General features: G+C 70.5%; 17 protein-coding genes. 12 read left to right on the top strand and 5 right to left on the bottom strand.

The window, feature by feature from the left end:
- Positions 1-29: 29 nt before the first annotated feature.
- From BMW67_RS06430 to merA, 6 genes are all read left to right on the top strand, one after another.
- A complete protein-coding gene (locus BMW67_RS06430) occupies positions 30-683 on the top strand; it encodes a TetR/AcrR family transcriptional regulator (protein ID WP_072746344.1) in 654 nt (217 codons plus the stop codon).
- 530 nt (positions 684-1,213) lie between these two features.
- Positions 1,214-2,704: a SulP family inorganic anion transporter gene (locus BMW67_RS06435; RefSeq protein WP_072746343.1), complete on the top strand. Its 1,491-nt coding sequence runs from the start codon at positions 1,214-1,216 to the stop codon at positions 2,702-2,704.
- Between the two features lie 17 nt (positions 2,705-2,721).
- Complete coding sequence (locus tag BMW67_RS06440) at positions 2,722-3,612, top strand: universal stress protein (protein WP_072746342.1); 891 nt, start codon at positions 2,722-2,724, stop codon at positions 3,610-3,612.
- A gap of 4 nt (positions 3,613-3,616) precedes the next feature.
- Positions 3,617-3,970, top strand: a complete 354-nt coding sequence (locus BMW67_RS06445) for a TraR/DksA family transcriptional regulator (protein WP_072746341.1) — start codon at positions 3,617-3,619, stop codon at positions 3,968-3,970.
- 277 nt (positions 3,971-4,247) lie between these two features.
- Positions 4,248-4,490, top strand: coding sequence for a mercury resistance system transport protein MerF (gene merF, locus BMW67_RS06450; protein ID WP_072746340.1), 243 nt, complete (start codon positions 4,248-4,250; stop codon positions 4,488-4,490).
- Positions 4,487-5,914 carry a mercury(II) reductase gene (gene merA, locus BMW67_RS06455; protein WP_072746339.1) on the top strand — a complete coding sequence of 476 codons (1,428 nt, stop codon included), beginning with the start codon at positions 4,487-4,489 and terminating at the stop codon, positions 5,912-5,914. Before merF ends, merA begins: the two co-directional genes overlap by 4 nt.
- A 68-nt stretch (positions 5,915-5,982) precedes the next feature.
- Here the strand turns inward: merA and BMW67_RS06460 are convergent, their stop codons facing one another.
- From BMW67_RS06460 to BMW67_RS06475, 4 genes are all read right to left on the bottom strand, one after another.
- The gene (locus BMW67_RS06460; protein WP_072746338.1) at positions 5,983-6,858 is read right to left on the bottom strand and encodes an isocitrate lyase/PEP mutase family protein; all 876 of its coding nucleotides are present in this window, start codon (positions 6,856-6,858) and stop codon (positions 5,983-5,985) included.
- Positions 6,859-6,862: 4 nt separating this feature from the next.
- Positions 6,863-8,134 carry a TRAP transporter large permease gene (locus tag BMW67_RS06465; RefSeq protein WP_072746337.1) on the bottom strand — a complete coding sequence of 424 codons (1,272 nt, stop codon included), beginning with the start codon at positions 8,132-8,134 and terminating at the stop codon, positions 6,863-6,865.
- Positions 8,131-8,628: a TRAP transporter small permease gene (locus tag BMW67_RS06470; protein ID WP_072746336.1), complete on the bottom strand. Its 498-nt coding sequence runs from the start codon at positions 8,626-8,628 to the stop codon at positions 8,131-8,133. Before BMW67_RS06470 ends, BMW67_RS06465 begins: the two co-directional genes overlap by 4 nt.
- A 64-nt stretch (positions 8,629-8,692) precedes the next feature.
- Positions 8,693-9,685 carry a TRAP transporter substrate-binding protein gene (locus BMW67_RS06475; protein WP_072746335.1) on the bottom strand — a complete coding sequence of 331 codons (993 nt, stop codon included), beginning with the start codon at positions 9,683-9,685 and terminating at the stop codon, positions 8,693-8,695.
- A 108-nt stretch (positions 9,686-9,793) separates the two neighbouring features.
- On the opposite strand from BMW67_RS06475, the gene BMW67_RS06480 reads away from it, so the two are divergent.
- Positions 9,794-10,039: a CDGSH iron-sulfur domain-containing protein gene (locus BMW67_RS06480; protein ID WP_072746334.1), complete on the top strand. Its 246-nt coding sequence runs from the start codon at positions 9,794-9,796 to the stop codon at positions 10,037-10,039.
- Between the two features lie 7 nt (positions 10,040-10,046).
- Here the strand turns inward: BMW67_RS06480 and BMW67_RS06485 are convergent, their stop codons facing one another.
- Positions 10,047-10,745 carry a cyclic nucleotide-binding domain-containing protein gene (locus BMW67_RS06485; RefSeq protein WP_072746333.1) on the bottom strand — a complete coding sequence of 233 codons (699 nt, stop codon included), beginning with the start codon at positions 10,743-10,745 and terminating at the stop codon, positions 10,047-10,049.
- Between the two features lie 256 nt (positions 10,746-11,001).
- Between BMW67_RS06485 and BMW67_RS06490 the strand changes: the two genes are divergently transcribed.
- From BMW67_RS06490 to narJ, 5 genes are all read left to right on the top strand, one after another.
- Positions 11,002-12,339: an MFS transporter gene (locus tag BMW67_RS06490; RefSeq protein ID WP_072746332.1), complete on the top strand. Its 1,338-nt coding sequence runs from the start codon at positions 11,002-11,004 to the stop codon at positions 12,337-12,339.
- A 66-nt stretch (positions 12,340-12,405) separates the two neighbouring features.
- Positions 12,406-14,025, top strand: a complete 1,620-nt coding sequence (locus tag BMW67_RS06495; protein WP_072746331.1) for an MFS transporter — start codon at positions 12,406-12,408, stop codon at positions 14,023-14,025.
- Positions 14,026-14,098: 73 nt separating this feature from the next.
- Positions 14,099-17,818, top strand: coding sequence for a nitrate reductase subunit alpha (locus tag BMW67_RS06500; RefSeq protein ID WP_072746330.1), 3,720 nt, complete (start codon positions 14,099-14,101; stop codon positions 17,816-17,818).
- Positions 17,815-19,338, top strand: coding sequence for a nitrate reductase subunit beta (gene narH, locus BMW67_RS06505; protein WP_072746329.1), 1,524 nt, complete (start codon positions 17,815-17,817; stop codon positions 19,336-19,338). Before BMW67_RS06500 ends, narH begins: the two co-directional genes overlap by 4 nt.
- Entirely contained in the window at positions 19,338-20,054 is a 717-nt protein-coding gene (gene narJ / locus BMW67_RS06510) for a nitrate reductase molybdenum cofactor assembly chaperone (RefSeq protein WP_072746328.1), read from the top strand. Before narH ends, narJ begins: the two co-directional genes overlap by 1 nt.
- Positions 20,055-20,059: the final 5 nt, after the last annotated feature.

The raw sequence follows: 20,059 nt of genomic DNA on the forward strand, positions 1-20,059 counted from the left end.
CGGCCGCGCCATGTCCTATGATGCGCAGCATGAGACGAGCCCCCCCATATGACCGCGACAAGGCGCTGGACGCGGCGACCGAGCTTTTCTGGCGCAAGGGCTATCACGCCACCTCGCTCAAGGATCTGGAGGCGGCGCTGGGCATGAAGCCCGGCAGCATCTACGCCGCCTTCAAGAGCAAGGAGGCGCTGTTCCTGGCCTGTCTGGACCGCTATGCCCGGCGCTCGCGCGAGGCGCTGCGCGCGCAGCTCGGGCGCGGGGGGTCGATGCTGGCGGCGCTGGCCGATCACCTGCGCGCCCATGCCCGCCAGAACCCCGGCGGGGCCGAGGCGCGCGCCTGCATGATCGTCAAGACCATGCTCGAGGCCACGCCGGACGAATCGCGCCTGGCGGCCGGCGCGCGCACGCATTTCGAGCAGATGCGCGCCGAATTCGCCGCCGCCTTCGAGCGCGCCCGCGCGATGGGCGAGCTGGCGCCGGACGCGGATCCGGCGCTGTTGGCCGCGCGCTACCAGGCGGCGTTGACGGCGCTGCGCGTCGAGGCCCATCGCGGCGCGGCCGCCGACGAGCTGGCGGCGCTGGCCGAATCCCTGGCGCAGGAGGTCGAGCGCCTGCGCGTCGCCCCCGGGCCGGCGCGCGCCGCGGCCGCCGAGGCGCCGCGCGCCGCCCAGCCCGCCGGCTGAGGCCCCCGCCACGGCGGGGGCCGCGCGCCCGGCCCACCGGCCAAGGCCCACGCCGCCGCCGGGGCCGCGCGCCCCCGGCCTGCCGGCCAGGGCCCTCGCCGCCGCTCGGGCCGCGCGCCTCGACGCCCTGCGCCGACGGCTCGTCGCCGTGCCGGCGGCCGGTCCGATCGTCGGCCCGTTTGCCAGGCGGCGCGGCGTCATGCGTCGCTTGCCCCCGCGCCCGGCCCGATGGGCGCGGCGCCCGATGATCCCCGCCTTCGCCGCCTGCGCTCCGTCTCTCCGACCGGCGCCGGCTTGCGCCCCGTCCGCGTCCCGTTCGGCGCCCGTCGAGAAGCACCCGGGCGCGCCTCGCGGCCCGCGCAAGGCCGCCTTGCGCGCGCCGCGCTTGGCAAGGGGGCGCGCGGCGTGTATCGCGGGGCCCACAGGAACGGGCCCGGCGGCGCAGGCGGCCGCGGCGCCGGTCATCCCCCGAAGGACATGGCATGAGCAGCTCCGCTCGGCGCGCCGAGCGGTCAAGGACGGAATTTTCCATGATCTCGATCGAACGATACCGCGAAGAGTGGTTCGGCAACGTGCGCGGCGATCTGATGGCCGGGCTGGTGGTGGCGCTGGCGCTGATCCCCGAGGCGATCGCCTTCTCGATCATCGCGGGGGTGGATCCCAAGGTCGGCCTTTACGCCAGCTTCTCGATCGCGGTGCTGATCGCCTTCGTGGGCGGCCGGCCGGGCATGATCTCGGCCGCCACGGCGGCGACGGCGGTGCTGATGGTCACGCTGGTGCGCGAGCATGGGCTGCAATACCTGCTGGCGGCGACGGTGCTGGCGGGGCTGATCCAGATCGCGGCGGGGCTGCTGAAGCTGGGCTTCGTGATGCGCTATGTCTCGCGCTCGGTGATGACGGGGTTCGTCAACGCGCTGGCCATCCTCATCTTCCTCGCCCAGCTGCCCGAGCTGGACCCGGCGCGCGTGCCGTGGCCGACCTATCCGATGGCGGCGGCGGGGCTGGCGATCATCTACCTGTTCCCGCGGCTGACGCGCGCCGTGCCCTCGCCGCTGGTGGCGATCGTGGCGCTGACGGCGGCGACGATGGCCTTCGGCTGGGACGTGCGCACCGTCGGCGACATGGGCGCGCTGCCCGACACGCTGCCGGTGTTCCTGATCCCGGACATTCCGCCGACGCTCGAGACGCTGGGCATCATCGCCCCCTATTCGCTGGCGGTGGCCGCGGTGGGGCTGCTCGAGAGCATGATGACGCAGAACATCGTCGACGAGCTGACCGACACGCGCTCGGACCGCAATCAGGAGTGCATCGGCCAGGGCCTGGCCAACGCCGCCACCGGCTTCATCGGCGGCATGGCCGGCTGCGCGATGATCGGCCAGTCCATCATCAACGTCAAATCGGGCGGGCGCGGGCGGCTGTCGACCTTCGTCGCGGGGTTGGCGCTGCTGGTGCTGGTGGTGTTCCTGGGCGACTGGGTGGCGCGCATTCCCATGCCCGCGCTGGTGGCGATCATGATCATGGTGTCGATCGGCACCTTCTCGTGGTCGTCGATCAAGGCGCTGCGCACGCATCCGCGCTCGTCCTCGATCGTCATGCTCGCCACGGTCGCGACGGTGGTCTTCACCCACAACCTGGCCATCGGCGTGCTGACCGGCGTGCTCTTGTCGGGCATCTTCTTCGCGGGCAAGATCGCGCAGCTGTTCAACGTGCGCTCGCAGCTGTCGCGCGACGGGCGCGAGCGCACCTACGTCGTCGAGGGGCAGCTGTTCTACGGCTCGGTCGAGGATTTCATGAACGCCTTCGACTTCCGCGAGGTTCTGGACCGCGTCGTCATCGATCTGAGCCGCGCGCATATCTGGGACATCTCCAGCGTGCAGGCGCTGGACATGGCCGTCCTGCGCTTCCGGCGCGAGGGCGCCGAGGTCGAGGTCGTCGGCCTGAACGAAGCCAGCGAGACCCTGGTCGACAAGCTGGCCATCCATGACAAGCCCGGCGCGCTCGACGCCCTGCCGGTCCACTGAGGAAGGAGGCGCCCCCCATGTCCGAAGCTCCCGACGCTCACGAAGCCCCCGACGCGCCGCGCAAGCTGGTGGCGCTGGTCGACGGTTCGATCTACTCGGCCTCGGTCTGCGATCATGCGGCCTGGACGGCGCGGCGTGCGGGCCTGGCGGTCGAGCTGGTGCATGTGCTGCCGCGCCCCGAGGCGCCCGAGCGGCGCGATCTGTCGGGCGCCATCCGCCTTGGCGCGCGCAGCGCGCTGCTTGCCGAGCTGGCCGAGCTGGACGCCCGCCGGGCGCGGCTGATGAGCCGCCGCGGCCGCGCCATTCTGGACGACGCGCTGGCCATTCTGGCGCGCGACGGCGTGACCGACGCCAGCGCGCGGCTGCTGCAGGGCGACCTGGTCGAGGCGGTGGCCGACGCCGAGGCGCATGCGCGCATGATCGTGATCGGCAAACGCGGCGAGGCGGCCGATTTCGCCAAGGGCCATCTGGGCTCGAATCTCGAGCGCGTGGCGCGCGCCAGCCGTCGGCCGGTCCTGGTCGCCTCGCGCGCCTTCCGCCCCATCGCGCGGGTGCTGGTCGCCCATGACGGCGGCGCCGTGGCCGAGGCCGCGGTCGAGCGCATGGCGCGCGATCCGCTCTTCGCGGGGCTCGAGGCGCATGTGGTCCATGTCGGCGCCGACGCGCCCTCCATGCGCCGGATGATCGAGGGCGCGGCGGCGCTGCTGGCCGATGCCGGGCTGAAGGCCCGTGCCGAGCTGCTGCCCGGCCAGCCCGAAGCCGTTCTGGGCAAGCTGGTCGAAGAGCGCGGCTTCGATCTGGTGGTGATGGGCGCCTATGGCCACAGCCGCATCCGCAGCCTGCTTCTGGGCTCGACCACGGCCGAGATGATCCGCTCTTGCAAGGCGCCGATCCTTTTGATGCGGTAGGGGCATGTCCGCCTCCGAACCCGATCCCGAAGAGCTCCGGCGCCGCTTCCTGCCCCGCCTGCAGGCCGAGCGCGCGGCGCTTGCGCAGGCCTCGCAATCGACCGAGGCCGACCGCCGCCCCGTCGAGCTGGACCAGCAGAGCGTGGGGCGCCTGTCGCGCATGGACGCCATGCAGCAGCAGGCCATGGCCCGCGCGCAGGAGGCCCGCCGGCGCGCGCGCATCCGCGCCCTCGACGCCGCGATCCGGCGCATCGGGACCGAGGATTACGGCTGGTGCGATTCGTGCGGCGAGTTCATCGGCGAAGAGCGTCTGGCCCTTGATCCCGCGCTGACGCGCTGCCGCGCCTGCGCGCGCTGAGGCCGGCGCGGGCCGGGCGCTGCGGCTCGGCCCCTGCGCGCGCCCCCTGCGCCGGCCCCTGACCGCCGCCCCCTGACCGCCCCGTCTTCGGCGCCCCTTGCCTGCAAGGGCGGCGGCGCGCGCCCGGGCCGCCGCCGCGCCCGCCGCCTCTCGCGCTTTCGTGACCGCCCGGCATGCGCATCGGGGCTTGAGCCTGTAGCGGTTACAGGGCGTAGCGTGGCGCACATGGCCGGGAAGGTTGCGGGCCGACCGGCGGCCCCGAAGCAAGGATCACGCGATGACGCAAGGGACGAACAGGGATCGAAGGCTGCTGGCCGTCGGCGCGGTCGGAACCGCCGTGGCGGCGCTGTGCTGCTTCACGCCGCTTCTGGTCGTGGCGCTGGGGGCGCTGGGCCTTTCGGCGGCGCTTGGCTGGCTCGACTACGTGCTGTTGCCCGCATTGGCCTTCTTCGTCGCGCTGACGGTCTACGCGCTGCTTCGCGCGCGCCGGCGCAAGGCGCCGGAAGGGGGCGGACGATGAGCGCCGATTGCTGCGCGCGGGGGGACGACGCGTTCGATCTGGCGGTCATCGGCGCGGGGTCGGCCGGCTTCTCGGCCGCCATCGCCGCCGCCGAGGCGGGACGGCGCGTGGCCCTGTTCGGGCACGGGACCATCGGCGGAACCTGCGTCAATGTGGGCTGCGTGCCCTCCAAGGCCATGATCCGCGCCGCCGCGGCGGTGCGCGGCGCGGCCGATGCGGGCCGCTTTCCCGGCGTGACGCCCTGCAAGGCCGTCGCCGACTGGCCGGCGCTGGTCGAGGGAACGGCGCGGCTGGTCGACGAGATGCGCCGGCGCAAATACGCCGACCTGCTGCCACGCCATCCGGGCATCGCCTATTTCGAGCTGGGCCCCGCGCGGCCCTGCGCGCAGGGCGTCGAGGCGGGCGGGCGCGTGTTCCGCGCGCCGCGCGTGATCCTGGCCACCGGCTCGCGCCCGCGCATGCCCGACATCGAAGGGCTGGCCGAGGTCGGCGCGCTCGACTCGACCGGCCTTCTGATGCTGCACGACAAGCCGCGCAGCCTGATCGTTCTGGGCGGCGGCTATGTGGGCGTCGAGCTGGCGCAGATGGCGGCGCGGCTGGGGGTCGAGACGACGCTGCTCGCCCGCTCGCGCCTGCTGCCCGGCGCCGAGCCCGAGATCGCCGCCGCGCTGACCGACGCCTTGCGCGCCGAGGGGCTGCGCGTCGAGACGGGGCTGACTTATCTGCGCGCATCGCGCGGCCCCGAGGGGGTGACGCTGACCTGCGCGCGCGACGGCGCGCGGCTCGAGCTGAGCGCCGGGCGCCTTGTCGTCGCCGCCGGGCGGGTCCCCAACGTCGAAGGGCTGGGCCTGGCCGAGCTGGGCGTCGAGACCGACGCGCGCGGCGCCATCCGCGTCGGCCCCGACATGGCCACGACGCGCCCCGGCGTCTACGCCGCCGGCGACGTGACGGATCGCGAGCCCTTCGTCTACATGGCCGCCCATGGCGGCAAGGTGGCGGCGAGCAACGCGCTGGGGCTGGCGGCGCTTCGCTACGACGATTCCGCCGTGCCCTGGGTGGTGTTCTCGGATCCGCAGGTCGCCGGGGTCGGGCTGACCGAGGCCGAGGCCCGCGCGGCGGGCCGCGAGGCGCGCGTCAGCGTGCTGTCGCTCGAGCATGTGCCGCGCGCCGCCGTCGGCCGCGATGCGCGCGGCGCGATCAAGCTGGTGGCCGATGCGGCGGACGGGCGCCTGCTGGGCGGCCAGATCGCCGCGCCCGAGGCGGGCGAGGTCATTCAGACGCTGGCCATGGCGATCAGGGCGGGCATGACGGCGCGCGAACTGGGCGACGCCATTTTCCCCTACCTGACGATGGCCGAGGGGCTGAAGCTGGCCGCGCAGACCTTCGAGCGGGACGTGGCCTCGCTGTCGTGCTGCGCCGGCTGAGGGGGCAGGCGCCCGCCGCGCCTGCGGCGGCGCCCATGCGCGTCCCTTGCGCGCCCCCCGTCGCCCGTTCAGCCGCGCCGGGACGAGGCGTAGGCCTCGGAGATGCGGTAGTAGTCGTCGAAGCCGACGCGCCGGCGCAGCTCGGCGAAATCCATCAGCCCCGGGCGGCGATCCTCGCGCATGGCGCGCAGCGTCGTCACCATGGCCTGCATCGCCGCCGCCATGAGCGAAAGCGGATAGGCCGCGATCGAGAAGCCGATCTCGCGCAGCGTTGCGAGCGGCAGGTCGGGGGTCTGGCCGCCCTCGACGATGTTCGCCATCTTGGGGCCGGGCAGCTCGGCGCAGATGCGGCGCATTTCCTCTTCGCTGCGCGGCGCCTCGACGAACAGGATGTCGGCGCCCAGCTCGGCGAAGCGCGCGGCGCGGGCGATGGCCTCGTCAAGGCCGTGCTCGTGACGCGCGTCGGTGCGCGCCAGGATCAGGATGTCGAGCCCCTCGTCGCGCAGCGCCGCGCGCGCGTCGGCCGCGGCGCGGATGCGGTCGAAGGCCTCGTCGCGCGGCACGACGGCCTTGCCGGGCGTGTGGCCGCAGCGCTTGGGGGCCAGCTGGTCCTCGATCATCACCGCCGCGCAGCCCGCCCGCGCGAAGCCGCGCACCGTGCGGCGCACGTTCATCGCGTTGCCGTAGCCCGTGTCGCCGTCGGCGATCAGCGGAATGTCCACGGCCTCGGCGATGTTGCGGGCCTGGTCGAGGACCTCGGCGTAGCTCATCAGCCCCAGATCGGGCGCGCCGATGCGGCTGGCCGAGGCGGCGAAGCCGGACATGAAGGTCAGCGCGTATCCCTCCTGCGCGATCAGCTTGCCCGACAGCGCGTCGAAGCAGCAGGGCATGAGGTGGCATGTGTCCTGCGCGAGCAGCGCGCGCAGCCGGTCGGCCTTGTTCATCGGATCACCATTTGAACGGGATGTAGAGAACCAGATCTGGCGCGGCGCGCATGATCGCCACCGTCGCCAGCATCAGCGCCAGGAACGGCAGCACGCCGCGCGCCACTTCGGCCAGGCGCGCGCGCGCCACCGACTGGATGACGTAAAGGTTCAGCCCCACCGGCGGCGTGATGAGCGCGCATTCCACCATCACCACCATGTAGATGCCGAACCACACCGGATCGAAGCCCAGCCGCATCGCCGCCGGCAGCAGAACCGGCGTCATGATCAGGATCATCGACAGCGCCTCGAACACCAGCCCCATCAGCAGCAGCACCGCCGAGACCGCCAGCAGGAACATGGCCGGCCCGTCGATGTTGGCCGCGATCAGGGCCGAGATCTCTTGCGGCAGACGGTAGAGCGCGATGGCCTTGCCGAAGATCTTGGCCCCCGCGACGATCAGCAGGATGGCGGTGGTGGTGACGGCCGAATCGCGCACCGCCGCCAGGAACCCCGACCAGCTCAGCGAGCGCGACCACAGCGTGGTGATGGCCAGCGCCGCGGCGAAGCCGATGGCCGCCGCCTCGGTGGGCGTGAAGGCGCCGGCGTAAAGCCCGCCGACCATCAGCGCCGCCAGCGCCAGCGCCGGCAGCACGCGCCGCGTGGCGGCGGCCCGCTCGGCCCAGCTTGCGCGCTCGAGCCGCGCGCCGGACGTCATGCGCGCATGCAGCATGGCGTAGAGGATGAACAGCGTCACCAGCGTCAGCCCCGGCCCGATGCCGCCCAGGAACAGCGCGATCACCGACTGCTCGGTGACGAAGCCGTAGACGATCATCGGGATCGAGGGCGGAATCAGGATGCCCAGCGTGCCGCCCGCCGCCAGCAGCCCGTAGACGAAGCGCCTGTCATGTCCGCGCGACAGCATTTCGGGGATGGCGACCGTGCCGATGGTGGCGGCCGTGGCCACGGACGAGCCCGAGATCGCCGCGAACATCGCGCAGCTGATGATGGTGGCCACCGCCAGCCCGCCGGGCCAGTGCCCGACCCAGGACTGAACCGCCGCGAACAGGTCGCGCCCCACGCCGCCATGCAGCAGGACGTTCGACATCAGAAGAAACAGCGGCACCGCCAGCAGGATGAAGCCGTCCAGCGTCGAAAGGATCGCCTGCGGCGCCATCAGGGGCGACAGCCCGCCGGCGATCAGCATTCCCAGCCCGACGCCGCCCAGCGCGAAGGCCACGGGCACGCCGATCAGCAAAAGGGCGAAAAGCGCGCCCAGGATGAGCAGAACCGTCATTCCTGCGCGCTCCCCAGACCCGGGGCGGGATCGCGCGGCAGCCGCGCCAGATCGGCCGCCGCCTGCAGCGCCAGCAGCGCAAATCCCAGCGGCACGGGCAGCTCGGCCACCCAGGACGGCAGATCCAGAAGCGAACCCGTCGTGCGCCCGCGCACGAAGCTGTCGTGAAAGATCTGCCAGCCCCACCACGCCACGATCGCCGAGAACGCGATCACGCAGACCAGCGCCGCCGCCGCGCACAGCCTTTGCGCGGGCAGGGGCAGAAGGTCGGTCAGCGCGTTGACGGTGACGTGGCGGCGCGCGCGCAGCACGCCCGCCATCGCCATCAGGCAGCCCCAGATGAGGCACAGCTGGCTCAGCTCGGCGGCCCAGATGGTGGGGCGCACGAAAAAGTAGCGCGCCACGACCTCGTAGGTCAGCATCGCGCCCGCGGCGACCATCAGCCAGGCCCCCAGCGCGGCCGCGCCGCGCGAGACGTGATCGATCAATTGCATGCAGAGCTTCCGAGCGGAAAGGGAACGCGGGCGACGGCCGCCGCCCGCGCGATGCGCCGTCGGGTCAGCCGTCGTGCCCGACCGCCGCAAGCACCTTGGCGCCCGCCTCGCCGGCGGCGGCCAGGAAGGCGTCGTAGACCGGCTTGGCCACCGCCTTCCAGGCGGCGACGTCGGCCTCGTCCAGCTCGACGATGTTCATCCCGTGCTCGCGCGCGGCGGCGTAGGCGTCGGCCTCGATCTGGGACATGCGGTCGCGCACGGTGCGCTCGGCCACGTCGGCGGCCTCGCGGATCCGGGCCTGGATCTCGGGGGGCAGGGCGTTCCACCACTGGGTGTTGACCACCACCACGAACTCGATGTCGGCGTGGTTGGTGACGGTGACCGTGTCCATCACCTCCCACAGCTTGCGCGACTTGACGCCCGAGATGCCGGTCATGCCCACATCCACCGTGCCGCGCTGATAGGCCAGATACTGCTCCGAGCCCGAGATCAGCGTCGGCGCGCCGCCCGCCGCCTTGATGAAATCGCCCAGCGTCTTGCCGAAGACGCGCACCTTCTTGCCCTTCAGATCCTCGGGCCGCTTGATGGGCGTTCCCTTGGACAGCATGATCGCGCCGCCATAGGCCTGCCAGTAAAGGATCTGGCCGCCGGTCCTGGCCACCTCTTCCTCGATGATCGTGCGCACGGGCGAGCCCTTGGGCACCGCGGCGCGCACCTTCTCTTCGCTGTTGAAGAGGAAGGGCATGTAGAACACGTCCACCACCGGCGCGTCGCCCACATAGCGCGTCAACGAGGCCACGCCCGCCTCGATCGCGCCCGAGCCGACGGCGGCCGGCACCTCCTTGTCCTTGTAGAGGGTCGCGCTGTCGTAGATCTCGACATCCACCGCGCCGCCGGTGCGCGCCTCGACCTCCTTCTCGAACAGGAGCAGGTTCTCGCCCAGATGGCTGGTCAGCGGCAGCTGAAGCGAGATGCGCATCTTGTGCGCGGGCTCGGCCATGGCCGCCCCGCCCAGCGCCAGCGCCGCCGCGGCGCCGCAAAGGAATGTCTTGAGCATGTTTTCCTCCCGGTTAAGTTTTGTCGGCAGGATGGCGCGGGGCGCGCGGCTTGGCAACATGCCGCGCGCAGGACCCCGCGCAAGGCGCAAGGCGAAGGAAGGATGCCGATGCAGGAACCCAAGGCCGCGGGGCGCGAGCCCGTCAGCGTCGAGGTCAAGGCGGGAAAGACCTATTTCTGGTGCGCCTGCGGGCTGTCGCGCAACCAGCCCTTTTGCGACGGCAGCCACAAGGGAACCGGCTTCGCGCCCGTGAAGTGGGAGGCGAAGGCCGACGGCGCGAAGTTCTTCTGCACCTGCAAGCGCACCTCGCGCCCGCCCTTCTGCGACGGCAGCCACAAGGCGCTGGAAGGCTGAGCGCGTCTCAGGCGTCGGGGGCGTCGATCAGCGGATCGGGCTTGGCGAAGCGCTCGAGCGCGGGCTGGTCGTCGATGGCGATGCGCTCGCCCTCGACGCGCACGCCGTATGGGGCCAGCGCGCGGAAGGCGCGGCTCAGATTCTCAGGCGTCATGCCCAGAAGATGGGCCAGCTTGCGCTTTTCCATCCCCAGCTCGAATTCCGCCGCGCCGCCGCAGCCGCGCTGGCGGCGCAGCAGGAAGTTCGCCAGCCGCTCGAGCGAGCTGCGCAGCTTCAGATCCTTTTGCGCCCGCACCACCGAGCGGTAGCACTGCGCCAGCTCGGTCACGACGGCGCGCGCGAAGACGGCGTCCTGGTCGAACACGTCGCGCACATCCTCGCTGGGGATCATGGCGATTCGGCACTTGTCGACCGTGCGCGCCGACATCAGGTAGGGCGCGTCCTTGACCGTCGCGGCGAGGATGAAGGTCGAGACCGGCCGCACCAGCGCCATGGTCGTCTCGCGCCGGTTCCAGCGGGCGAAGAGCTCGACCGTTCCAGACAGCAGGATGTGCAGGAAGTCGCTCGTCTCGCCCTCGACGATCAGCTCCACATGGGGCGGGAAGTTCTGGACGTAGGCGCCGCGCATGAGCGTCTGAAAGCTGTCCTCGGCGATCTGCGAGAACAGCGGCAGGGCGCGCACGTCTGGGTGAAGCGACTCGGGCATGGCGCCGGCTCCTGCTGGGGCGATGTGCGGCCGTGGTGGCAGATCGCTTGACATTTGTCAATCATGCCTGCGGCAAATTCGCCGCAGGGCCTTGACCCGGCGCGACGGCGCGCCTGCCGTTTCGCGCCGAAACCTTTATTTCGTCGGCGCGCGCCCTCGGGCCTGATCCAGATCAAGCTCCGCCGCGACGCGGCCCCGCAAAACCGGCCCCAGGCGGCCGCTTTCGGGCCGCGGTCAACGTCGTGGAGGGACGATCATGAACGCCTTGGAGGGCGTCACGCGCGCCGATCAGAACCGGGCGCTGGCGCTGAGCACCTTCGCCTTCACCGTGTGTTTCGCCGTGTGGACGATCTTTTCGATCATCGGCGTGCGCATCAAGCAGGAGCTGGGGCTGAGCGACACCCAGTTCGGCCTTCTGGTGGCGACGCCGGTGCTGACCGGCTCGATCAGCCGCATCTTTCTGGGCGTGTGGACCGAGCAGTTCGGCGGCCGCGTCATGTTCCCGCTGCAGATGCTGATCACCGCCGTGTGCGTGTGGCTGCTGACCAGCGTGCACACCTACGAGGTGTTCCTGCTGGCGGCGCTGGGCGTGGGGCTTGCGGGCGGCTCGTTCATCATCGGCGTCGCCTATGTCTCGCGCTGGTACGAGCGCGAGCGCCAGGGCACCGCGCTGGGCATCTTCGGCGCGGGCAATGTGGGCGCGGCGGTGACGAACTTCGTGGCGCCGTTCCTGGTGGTCTCGCTGGGCTGGCAGGGCACGGCGCGGGTCTATGCGGTCGCGCTGGCGATCACGGCCGTGCTGTTCTACCTCCTGGCCAAGACCGACCCCGAGCACGAGCGGCGCAAGGCGCAGGGGCTTGGCCCGGTCTCGACGGCGCAGCAGCTGGCGCCGCTGAAGAACATCCAGGTCTGGCGCTTCGCGACCTACTACTTCTTCGTCTTCGGCGGCTTCGTGGCGCTGGCCAGCTTCCTGCCGCGCTACTACGTCGGCGCCTATGGGCTGCCGCTGACCACGGCGGGCGTCTTCGCGGGGCTCTATTCGATGCCCGGCTCGGTCTTTCGCGCGCTTGGCGGGTGGATGTCCGACAAGTGGGGCGCGCGGGCGGTGATGTATCTGACCTTCATCGGCTCGCTGGCCTGCCTGTTCGTGATGAGCTATCCGCGCACGCGCTACGTGATCGACGGCATCCACGGCCCGATCGCCTTCGAATTCGGGCTGAGCGTCGAGGTCTTCGTGGCCATCACCGTGGTCCTGGGCTTTCTGATGAGCCTGGGCAAGGCGGCGGTCTACAAGCACATCCCCGTCTACTACCCCAACCATGTGGGCGCGGTCGGCGGCCTGGTGGGCATGATCGGCGGCCTCGGGGGCTTCTTCCTGCCGATCGCCTTCGGCGCGCTGCTTGACCTGACGGGGGTTTGGACCGCGCCCTACATGCTGCTCTTCGCGCTGGTCGCCGTCTCGACGGTGTGGATGCACGTCGCCATCCGCCGCATGGAGCGCGCCCGCCATCCCGCCCTGGCGCAGGAGACCTTCCTGTCCGACGTGCCCGAGGCGCCCGTTCCCGCCGAGCCCGGCGCCGGCGCCCGCGGCTGAGGCCCGATGCGGCGGGCGCCCGGCGCGCCCGCCGCCCCCTCGCAAGAACGAACAAGGAAACCAACCATGGCAAAGGATCTTGTCGGCTGGAACCCCGAGGACCCGGAACAGTGGGAAAGCTGGGGCAAGGGGGTTGCGCGCCGCAATCTGTGGATCTCGATCCCCGCGCTGCTCGTGTCCTTCGCGGTGTGGCTGTGCTGGGGCGTGATCACGGTGCAGATGATCAACCTTGGCTATCCCTTCACCAAGGCCGAGCTGTTCACCCTGTCGGCCATCGCCGGCCTGTCGGGCGCCACGCTGCGCATCCCCGAGACCTTCTTCATCCGCCTTGCGGGCGGGCGCAACACGATCTTCTGGACGACCTCGCTCTTGATGATCCCGGCCTTCGGCGCGGGTCTGGCGCTGCAGAACCCGGACACGCCGCTGTGGGTGTTCCAGATCCTTGCGCTTCTGTCGGGCATCGGCGGCGGCAACTTCGCCTCGTCCATGTCCAACATCAGCTTCTTCTATCCCAAGCGCATCCAGGGCTACGCGCTGGGCATGAATGCGGGGCTGGGCAATTTCGGCGTCACGACGATGCAGATCCTGGTGCCGCTGGCCATGACCGCGGCGCTGTTCGCGCCGGCGCTGGGCGCGCATCCGATGACGCTGCAGGCGCCCTCGGGCACGCTGATCGGCAAGATCCCCGCCGGGACCGAGACCTGGATCATGAACGCCGGCTATGTGTGGCTGATCCCGCTGGTTCCGCTGGCCTTCGCCACCTGGCTGGGCATGAACAACATCCGCGACGAGCACGTCACCCCCGAGCCGCCCGCCCCGCCGGTCGCCTTCGCGGTGCTGACCGGGATGCTGGCGGTGGGCCTGGCGACGGCCGCCTTCGGGCTGTGGCTGATGCTGCCGGCGAATGTCGGCGGCTCGGGGCTGATGGTCTCGAAATGGATCGCGCTGCCCGTCGTCATCGCGCTGACGGTGGGGGCGCTGCGCATGATCCCCGGCGAGGTCGGGCGCAGCCTGTCGCGCCAATACGGCATCTTCCGCGACAAGCACACCTGGGCCATGACGGTCATCTACACCATGACCTTCGGCTCGTTCATCGGCTACTCGGCCGCCTTCGCGCTGGCCATCAAGGTGGTGTTCGGCTTCCAGCACATCATGGTCGACGGCGTCATGACCCATGACACGGTCAACCCCGCCGGTCCCTCGGCGCTGATGTATGCGTGGATGGGACCGTTCATCGGCGCGCTGATCCGGCCGGTGGGCGGGATCTGGGCCGACCGCGCCGGCGGCGCGAAGGTGACGCAGATCATCTCGGTGGTGATGGTGATCTCGGCGCTCGGCGTGGCGTGGGTGCTGAACCTGGCCTACGCCTCGGCCACGCCGCAGGACTACTTCCTGCCCTTCATGCTGCTGTTCCTGACGCTGTTCACCGCCACGGGCATCGGCAACGGGTCCACCTTCCGCACCATCGCCGTGATCTTCGAGCGCGAGCGCCGCGGCCCCGTGCTGGGCTGGACCTCGGCGGTGGCCGCCTACGGCGCCTTCATCATCCCCCAGGTGATCGGCGAGCAGATCAAGGCCGGCTCGCCCGAGAACGCGCTCTACGGGCTGGCCGTCTTCTACATGATCTGCATCGCGCTGAACTGGTGGTTCTACCTGCGCCGCGGCGCCTACGTCGCCAATCCCTGAGCGCAGCCGCCCGATACGCCGCGCGGCCCGCGCCGCGCGGCCCCTCGAACGCCCTAGCAAACGGAGCCGTCCGATGAGCCATCTTCTGGACCGACTGAACTTCCTCGAACCCAAGGCAGTCGAGACCTTCGCCGACGGTCATGGCCAGGTCACGCGCGAAAGCCGCGACTGGGAGGACACCTACAGAAACCGCTGGCGGCACGACAAGATCGTGCGCTCGACCCACGGCGTGAACTGCACCGGTTCGTGCAGCTGGAAGATCTACGTCAAGTCGGGCATCGTCACCTGGGAGACGCAGCAGACCGACTATCCGCGCACCCGCCCCGACCTGCCCAATCACGAGCCGCGCGGCTGCGCGCGCGGCGCCTCCTACAGCTGGTATCTCTACTCGGCCAACCGGGTGAAGCACCCGCTGGTGCGCGGCCGGCTGATGAAGACCTGGCGGCGCCTGCGCGAAACCAAGAGCCCCATCGAGGCCTGGACCGCGATCCAGGAGGACCCGCTGCTGCGGGCCGACTACGTCAAGGCCCGCGGCAAGGGCGGCTTCGTGCGCGCCAGCTGGGACGAGGCGACCGAGATCGTCGCCGCCGCCAACGCCTACACCGTGCGCCGCTACGGCCCCGACCGCATCTTCGGCTTCTCGCCCATCCCGGCCATGTCGATGATCAGCTACGCGGCGGGCTCGCGCTATCTGTCGCTGCTGGGCGGCGTGTGCATGTCCTTCTACGACTGGTATTGCGACCTGCCGCCCTCCAGCCCCATGACCTGGGGCGAGCAGACCGACGTGCCCGAGTCGGCCGACTGGTACAACGCCGGCTATCTGATCCTGTGGGGCTCGAACGTGCCGCAGACGCGCACGCCCGACGCCCATTTCTACACCGAGGCGCGCTATCGCGGCGCCAAGTCCGCCGTCATCTGCCCCGACTATTCCGAGGCGGCCAAGTTCGGCGATGTGTGGCTGAACGTGAAGCAGGGCACGGACGCCGCGCTGGGCATGGCCTTCGGCCACGTCATCCTGCGCGAGTTCCACCTGGACCGGCAGGCCGAGTATTTCGAGGAATACTGCCGCCGCTTCACCGACATGCCCATGCTGGTGCGCCTTGACAGGCGCGACGGGCGCCTGACGCCGGGCCGCTTCCTGCGCGCGGCCGACATCGACGGCGCGCTGGGCCAGACGAACAACCCCGAATGGAAGACGCTGGTGTGGGACCGGCTGTCGGGCGGCCTTGCGGCGCCCAACGGCTCGATCGGCTTCCGCTGGGGCGAGAAGGGCGCCTGGAACCTCGAGGAGCAGGCGGACGGCAAGCCCGTCGAGCCGGTCATGTCCTTCATCCTCGACGAGGACCGCGACGACGTGGCCGGGGTGGACTTCCCCTATTTCGGCGGCGCGGCCACCGAGTTCTTCGCCACCGGCGACAAGCGCCCCGACGTGCTGACGCGCAACGTGCCGGTCAAGCGGGTGCGCCTGGCCGACGGCGAAGAGGCCCTGGTGGCGACGGTCTTCGATCTTCTGTGCGCCAATTACGGCCTCGACCGCGGGCTTGGGGGCGAGTGGGTCGCCGCCTCGTATGACGAGGACGTTCCCGGAACCCCCGCCTGGGCCGAGAAGATCACCGGCGTTCCGGCCGACAAGATCATTCACGTTGCGCGCGAATTCGCCTCGAACGCCGAAAAGACGCGCGGCAAGTCCATGGTCATCATCGGCGCGGCGATGAACCACTGGTATCACATGGACATGAACTACCGCGCCGTCATCAACATGCTGGCGATGTGCGGTTGCGTGGGCCAGTCGGGCGGCGGCTGGGCGCATTACGTGGGGCAGGAGAAGCTGCGCCCGCAGACCGGCTGGCTGCCCGTGGCCTTCGCGCTGGACTGGGGGCGGCCGCCGCGGCAGATGAACTCGACCAGCGCCTTCTACGCCCACACCGACCAGTGGCGCTACGAGACCGTGCGCGCGGACGAGCTGCTTTCGCCCACCGCGCCCGAGGGCGACTGGAACGCCAGCCTGATCGACTTCAACATCCGCGCCGAACGCATGGGCTGGCTGCCCTCGGCGCCGCAGCTGCGGACCAATCCGCTCGAGGTCGGCCGCGCGGCCAGGGAGGCGGGCAAGACGGCGGCCGAATACGTCGCCGAGAAGCTGAGCTCGGGCGAGCTCGAAATGTCCTGCGAGGACCCCGACGCCCCCGAGAACTGGCCGCGCAACCTGTTCGTGTGGCGCTCGAACCTACTGGGCTCGTCGGGCAAGGGACACGAGTATTTCCTGCGCCACCTTCTGGGCGCCGATCACTCGGTCCTGGGCGCGGAAACCGCGAACCGGCCCGTCGAGGCGCGCTGGCGCGAGAAGGCGCCCGAAGGCAAGCTGGACCTTCTGGTGTGCATCGACTTCCGCATGTCCACGACCGCGGTCTATGCCGACATCGTGCTGCCGACCGCCTCGTGGTACGAGAAGAACGACCTCAACACCTCGGACATGCACCCCTTCATCCACCCGCTGCAGGCGGCGGTGGACCCGGCCTATGAGAGCCGCTCGGACTGGGAGATCTTCAAGTCCATCGCGCGCAAGTTCCAGCAGGTCGCGCCCGAGATCCTGGGCAAGGAGACCGACGTGGTCGCCGTGCCGCTTCTGCACGACACCCCGGCCGAGCTGGCGCAGGACGAGGTGCGCGACTGGAAGAAGGGCGAATGCCCGCTGATCCCGGGCAAGACGGCGCCCAACTTCGTCGCCGTCGAGCGCGACTACGGCGCCGTCTACGACCGCTTCGTGGCGCTGGGCCCGCTGCTGGACAAGCTGGGCAACGGCGGCAAGGGCATCGGCTGGAAGACCGAGGAAGAGGTCGAGGCGCTGCGCGCGCTCAACGGCGAATGGGAGACGGGCCCGGCCGCGGGCCGGCCCAGGATCGAGACCGACATCGACGCCTGCGAGGCGGTTCTGATGCTGGCGCCCGAGACGAACGGCCATGTCGCCGTGAAGGCCTGGGCGGCGCTGTCCGAGAACACGGGCCGCGACCATACCCACCTGGCCCGCCCGAAGGAGGAGGAGAAGATCCGCTTCCGCGACATCGCCGCGCAGCCGCGCAAGATCATCTCCTCGCCCACCTGGTCGGGGCTCGAATCCGAGCATGTCTGCTACAACGCCGGCTACACCAACGTGCACGAGCTGATCCCCTGGCGCACGCTGACCGGCCGCCAGCAGCTGTATCAGGACCATCTGTGGATGCGCGCCTTCGGCGAGGGCTTCGTGTCCTACCGCCCGCCGGTCGATCTCAAGACCGTCACCGACGCGGTGCGCGAGGCGGGCGACGCGCTGGTGCTGAACTTCATCACCCCGCACCAGAAATGGGGCATCCACTCGACCTATTCGGACAATCTGCTGATGCTCACGCTCAACCGCGGCGGGCCGGTGATCTGGATCTCCGAGACCGACGCGCGCAAGGCCGGCATCGCCGACAACGACTGGGTCGAGCTCTACAACGCCAACGGCGCGCTGACGGCGCGGGCGGTCGTCTCGCAGCGGATCCGCGAGGGCACGACCTTCATGTATCACGCGCAGGAGAAGATCGTGAACACGCCCGGCTCGCAAAGGACCGGCCGGCGCGGGGGCATCCACAACTCGGTCACCCGCGCCGTTCCCAAACCCACCCACATGATCGGCGGCTACGCGCAGCAGTCCTGGGGCTTCAACTACTACGGCACCGTCGGCGCCAACCGGGATGAGTTCGTGGTCGTCAGGAGAATGGACAAGGTCGACTGGCTCGACCGCCCGATCGGTTCGAAGGAGGCTGCCCAATGAAGGTGCGCGCGCAAATCGGCATGGTGCTGAACCTGGACAAGTGCATCGGGTGCCACACCTGCTCGGTGACCTGCAAGAACGTCTGGACCAGCCGCGAGGGGGTCGAATACGCCTGGTTCAACAACGTCGAGACCAAGCCCGGCACCGGCTATCCCACCGACTGGGAGAACCAGAACCGCTGGAACGGCGGCTGGGTGCGCACCGCCTCGGGGCGGCTGCGGCCGCGCCAGGGCGGCAAGTGGCGGATCCTGGCGAACCTGTTCGCCAACCCCGATCTGCCCGAGATCGACGACTATTACGAGCCGTTCGATTTCGACTACGACCATCTCAAGTCCGCCCCCGAGATGGAGCATTTCCCCACCGCGCGCCCGCGCTCGGCCATCACGGGCGAGCGCATCGAGAAGATCGAGAAGGGCCCCAACTGGGAGGAGATCCTGGGCGGCGAGTTCGAGAAGCGCAGCCAGGACTACAACTTCGAGGGCGTGCAGAAGCAGATCTACGGCGAATACGAAAACACCTTCATGATGTATCTGCCGCGGCTGTGCGAGCACTGCCTGAACCCCGCCTGCGCCGCGTCCTGCCCCTCGGGCGCGATCTACAAGCGCGAAGAGGACGGCATCGTCCTCATCGACCAGGAGAAATGCCGCGGCTGGCGCATGTGCGTCTCGGGCTGCCCCTACAAGAAGGTCTATTACAACTGGGCCACCGGCAAGTCCGAGAAATGCACCCTGTGCTATCCGCGCATCGAGTCGGGCAACCCGACGGTGTGCTCCGAGACCTGCGTCGGGCGCATCCGCTACATCGGCGTGATGCTCTATGACGCCGACGCCACCGCCGAGGCCGCCGCGGTCCCGTCCGAGAAGGAGCTCTACGACGCGCAGCTGGGCGTGTTCCTCGATCCGAACGACCCCGAGGTGATCGCCGCCGCCCGCGCCGAGGGCATCCCCGAGGACTGGATCGAGGCCGCAAGGCACAGCCCGGTGTGGAAGATGGCGATGGAGTGGAAGGTGGCCTTCCCGCTTCATCCCGAATACCGCACGCTGCCCATGGTCTGGTATGTGCCGCCGCTCTCGCCCATCCAGAACCGCGCCGCGGCGGGCGAGCTGGGCGGCGACGGCGCCATGCCCGACGTGCGTTCGCTGCGCATTCCGCTGCGCTACCTGGCGAACATGCTGACGGCGGGCGACGAGGCGCCGGTGGCGCTTGCGCTCGAGCGCATGCTGGCCATGCGCGCCTACATGCGCGCGCGCACGGTCGAGGGGGTGAACGACGAATCCCTGGCCGAGCGCGTCGGCCTTTCGCGCGCCCAGATCGAGGACATGTATCGCATCATGGCGCTGGCCGATTACGAGGACCGCTTCGTCATTCCCACCACGCATCGCGAACAGGTCGAAGACGCCTACGACCTGCGCGGCGGATGCGGCCTCACCGACACGAACGGCTGCTCGGGGGGCGTGTCGAAGGCGTCCCTGTTCGGCGGCTCGCGTCGTCCCCTCAAGATGCCCACGGAGGTCATGTGATGGACCGCACGCTCAAGGCCCTTTCGCTTGCGCTCAGCTACCCCACCCCCGAGCTGCAGCGCGCCATGCCCGAGATCGCGGCGGTCCTGGCCGCGGACTCGCGGCTGACCGCGGCGGCGCGGCGCGCGCTGCGCCCGCTGATGCAGGCGCTGGCGCAGGAGGACATCTACGCGCTGCAGGAAACCTATGTGGCGCTGTTCGACCGCACGCGCACGCTCTCGCTCAACCTGTTCGAGCATGTCCATGGCGAAAGCCGCGCGCGCGGCGGCGCCATGGTCTCGCTGCTCGAGACCTACCGCGCGGGCGGGTTCGAGCCGGTCACGGCCGAGCTGCCCGACCACCTGCCGGTGCTGCTCGAGTTCCTGTCGCTTCGCCCCGCCGCCGAGGCGCGCGAGATCCTCGCCGACGCGGCGCATATCCTCAAGGCGCTGCAGACGCGGCTCGAGCGGCGCGAAAGCCCGTGGGCCGCGGCCTTCGCGGCGCTGGTCGAGCTGTCTGGCGCGCGCGTCGCCCCCGACGCGCTGGCCGAGCTGCTCGAGCAGCCCGAGACCGACTCCGACGACCTCAAGGCCCTGGACGAGGTGTGGGAAGAGGCCGAGGTGCGCTTCGGCCCCGACCCCAACGCCGGCTGCCCCGCCTCGCGCGAGATGCTGGCCCGCATGGCGACCGATCCCGCCGCGCCCGAGAAACCCCGCGCCCTCGGCGCGGCCCGGTGACGGAG

This window comes from Oceanicella actignis (assembly GCF_900111545.1).
Taxonomy (GTDB): domain Bacteria; phylum Pseudomonadota; class Alphaproteobacteria; order Rhodobacterales; family Rhodobacteraceae; genus Oceanicella; species Oceanicella actignis.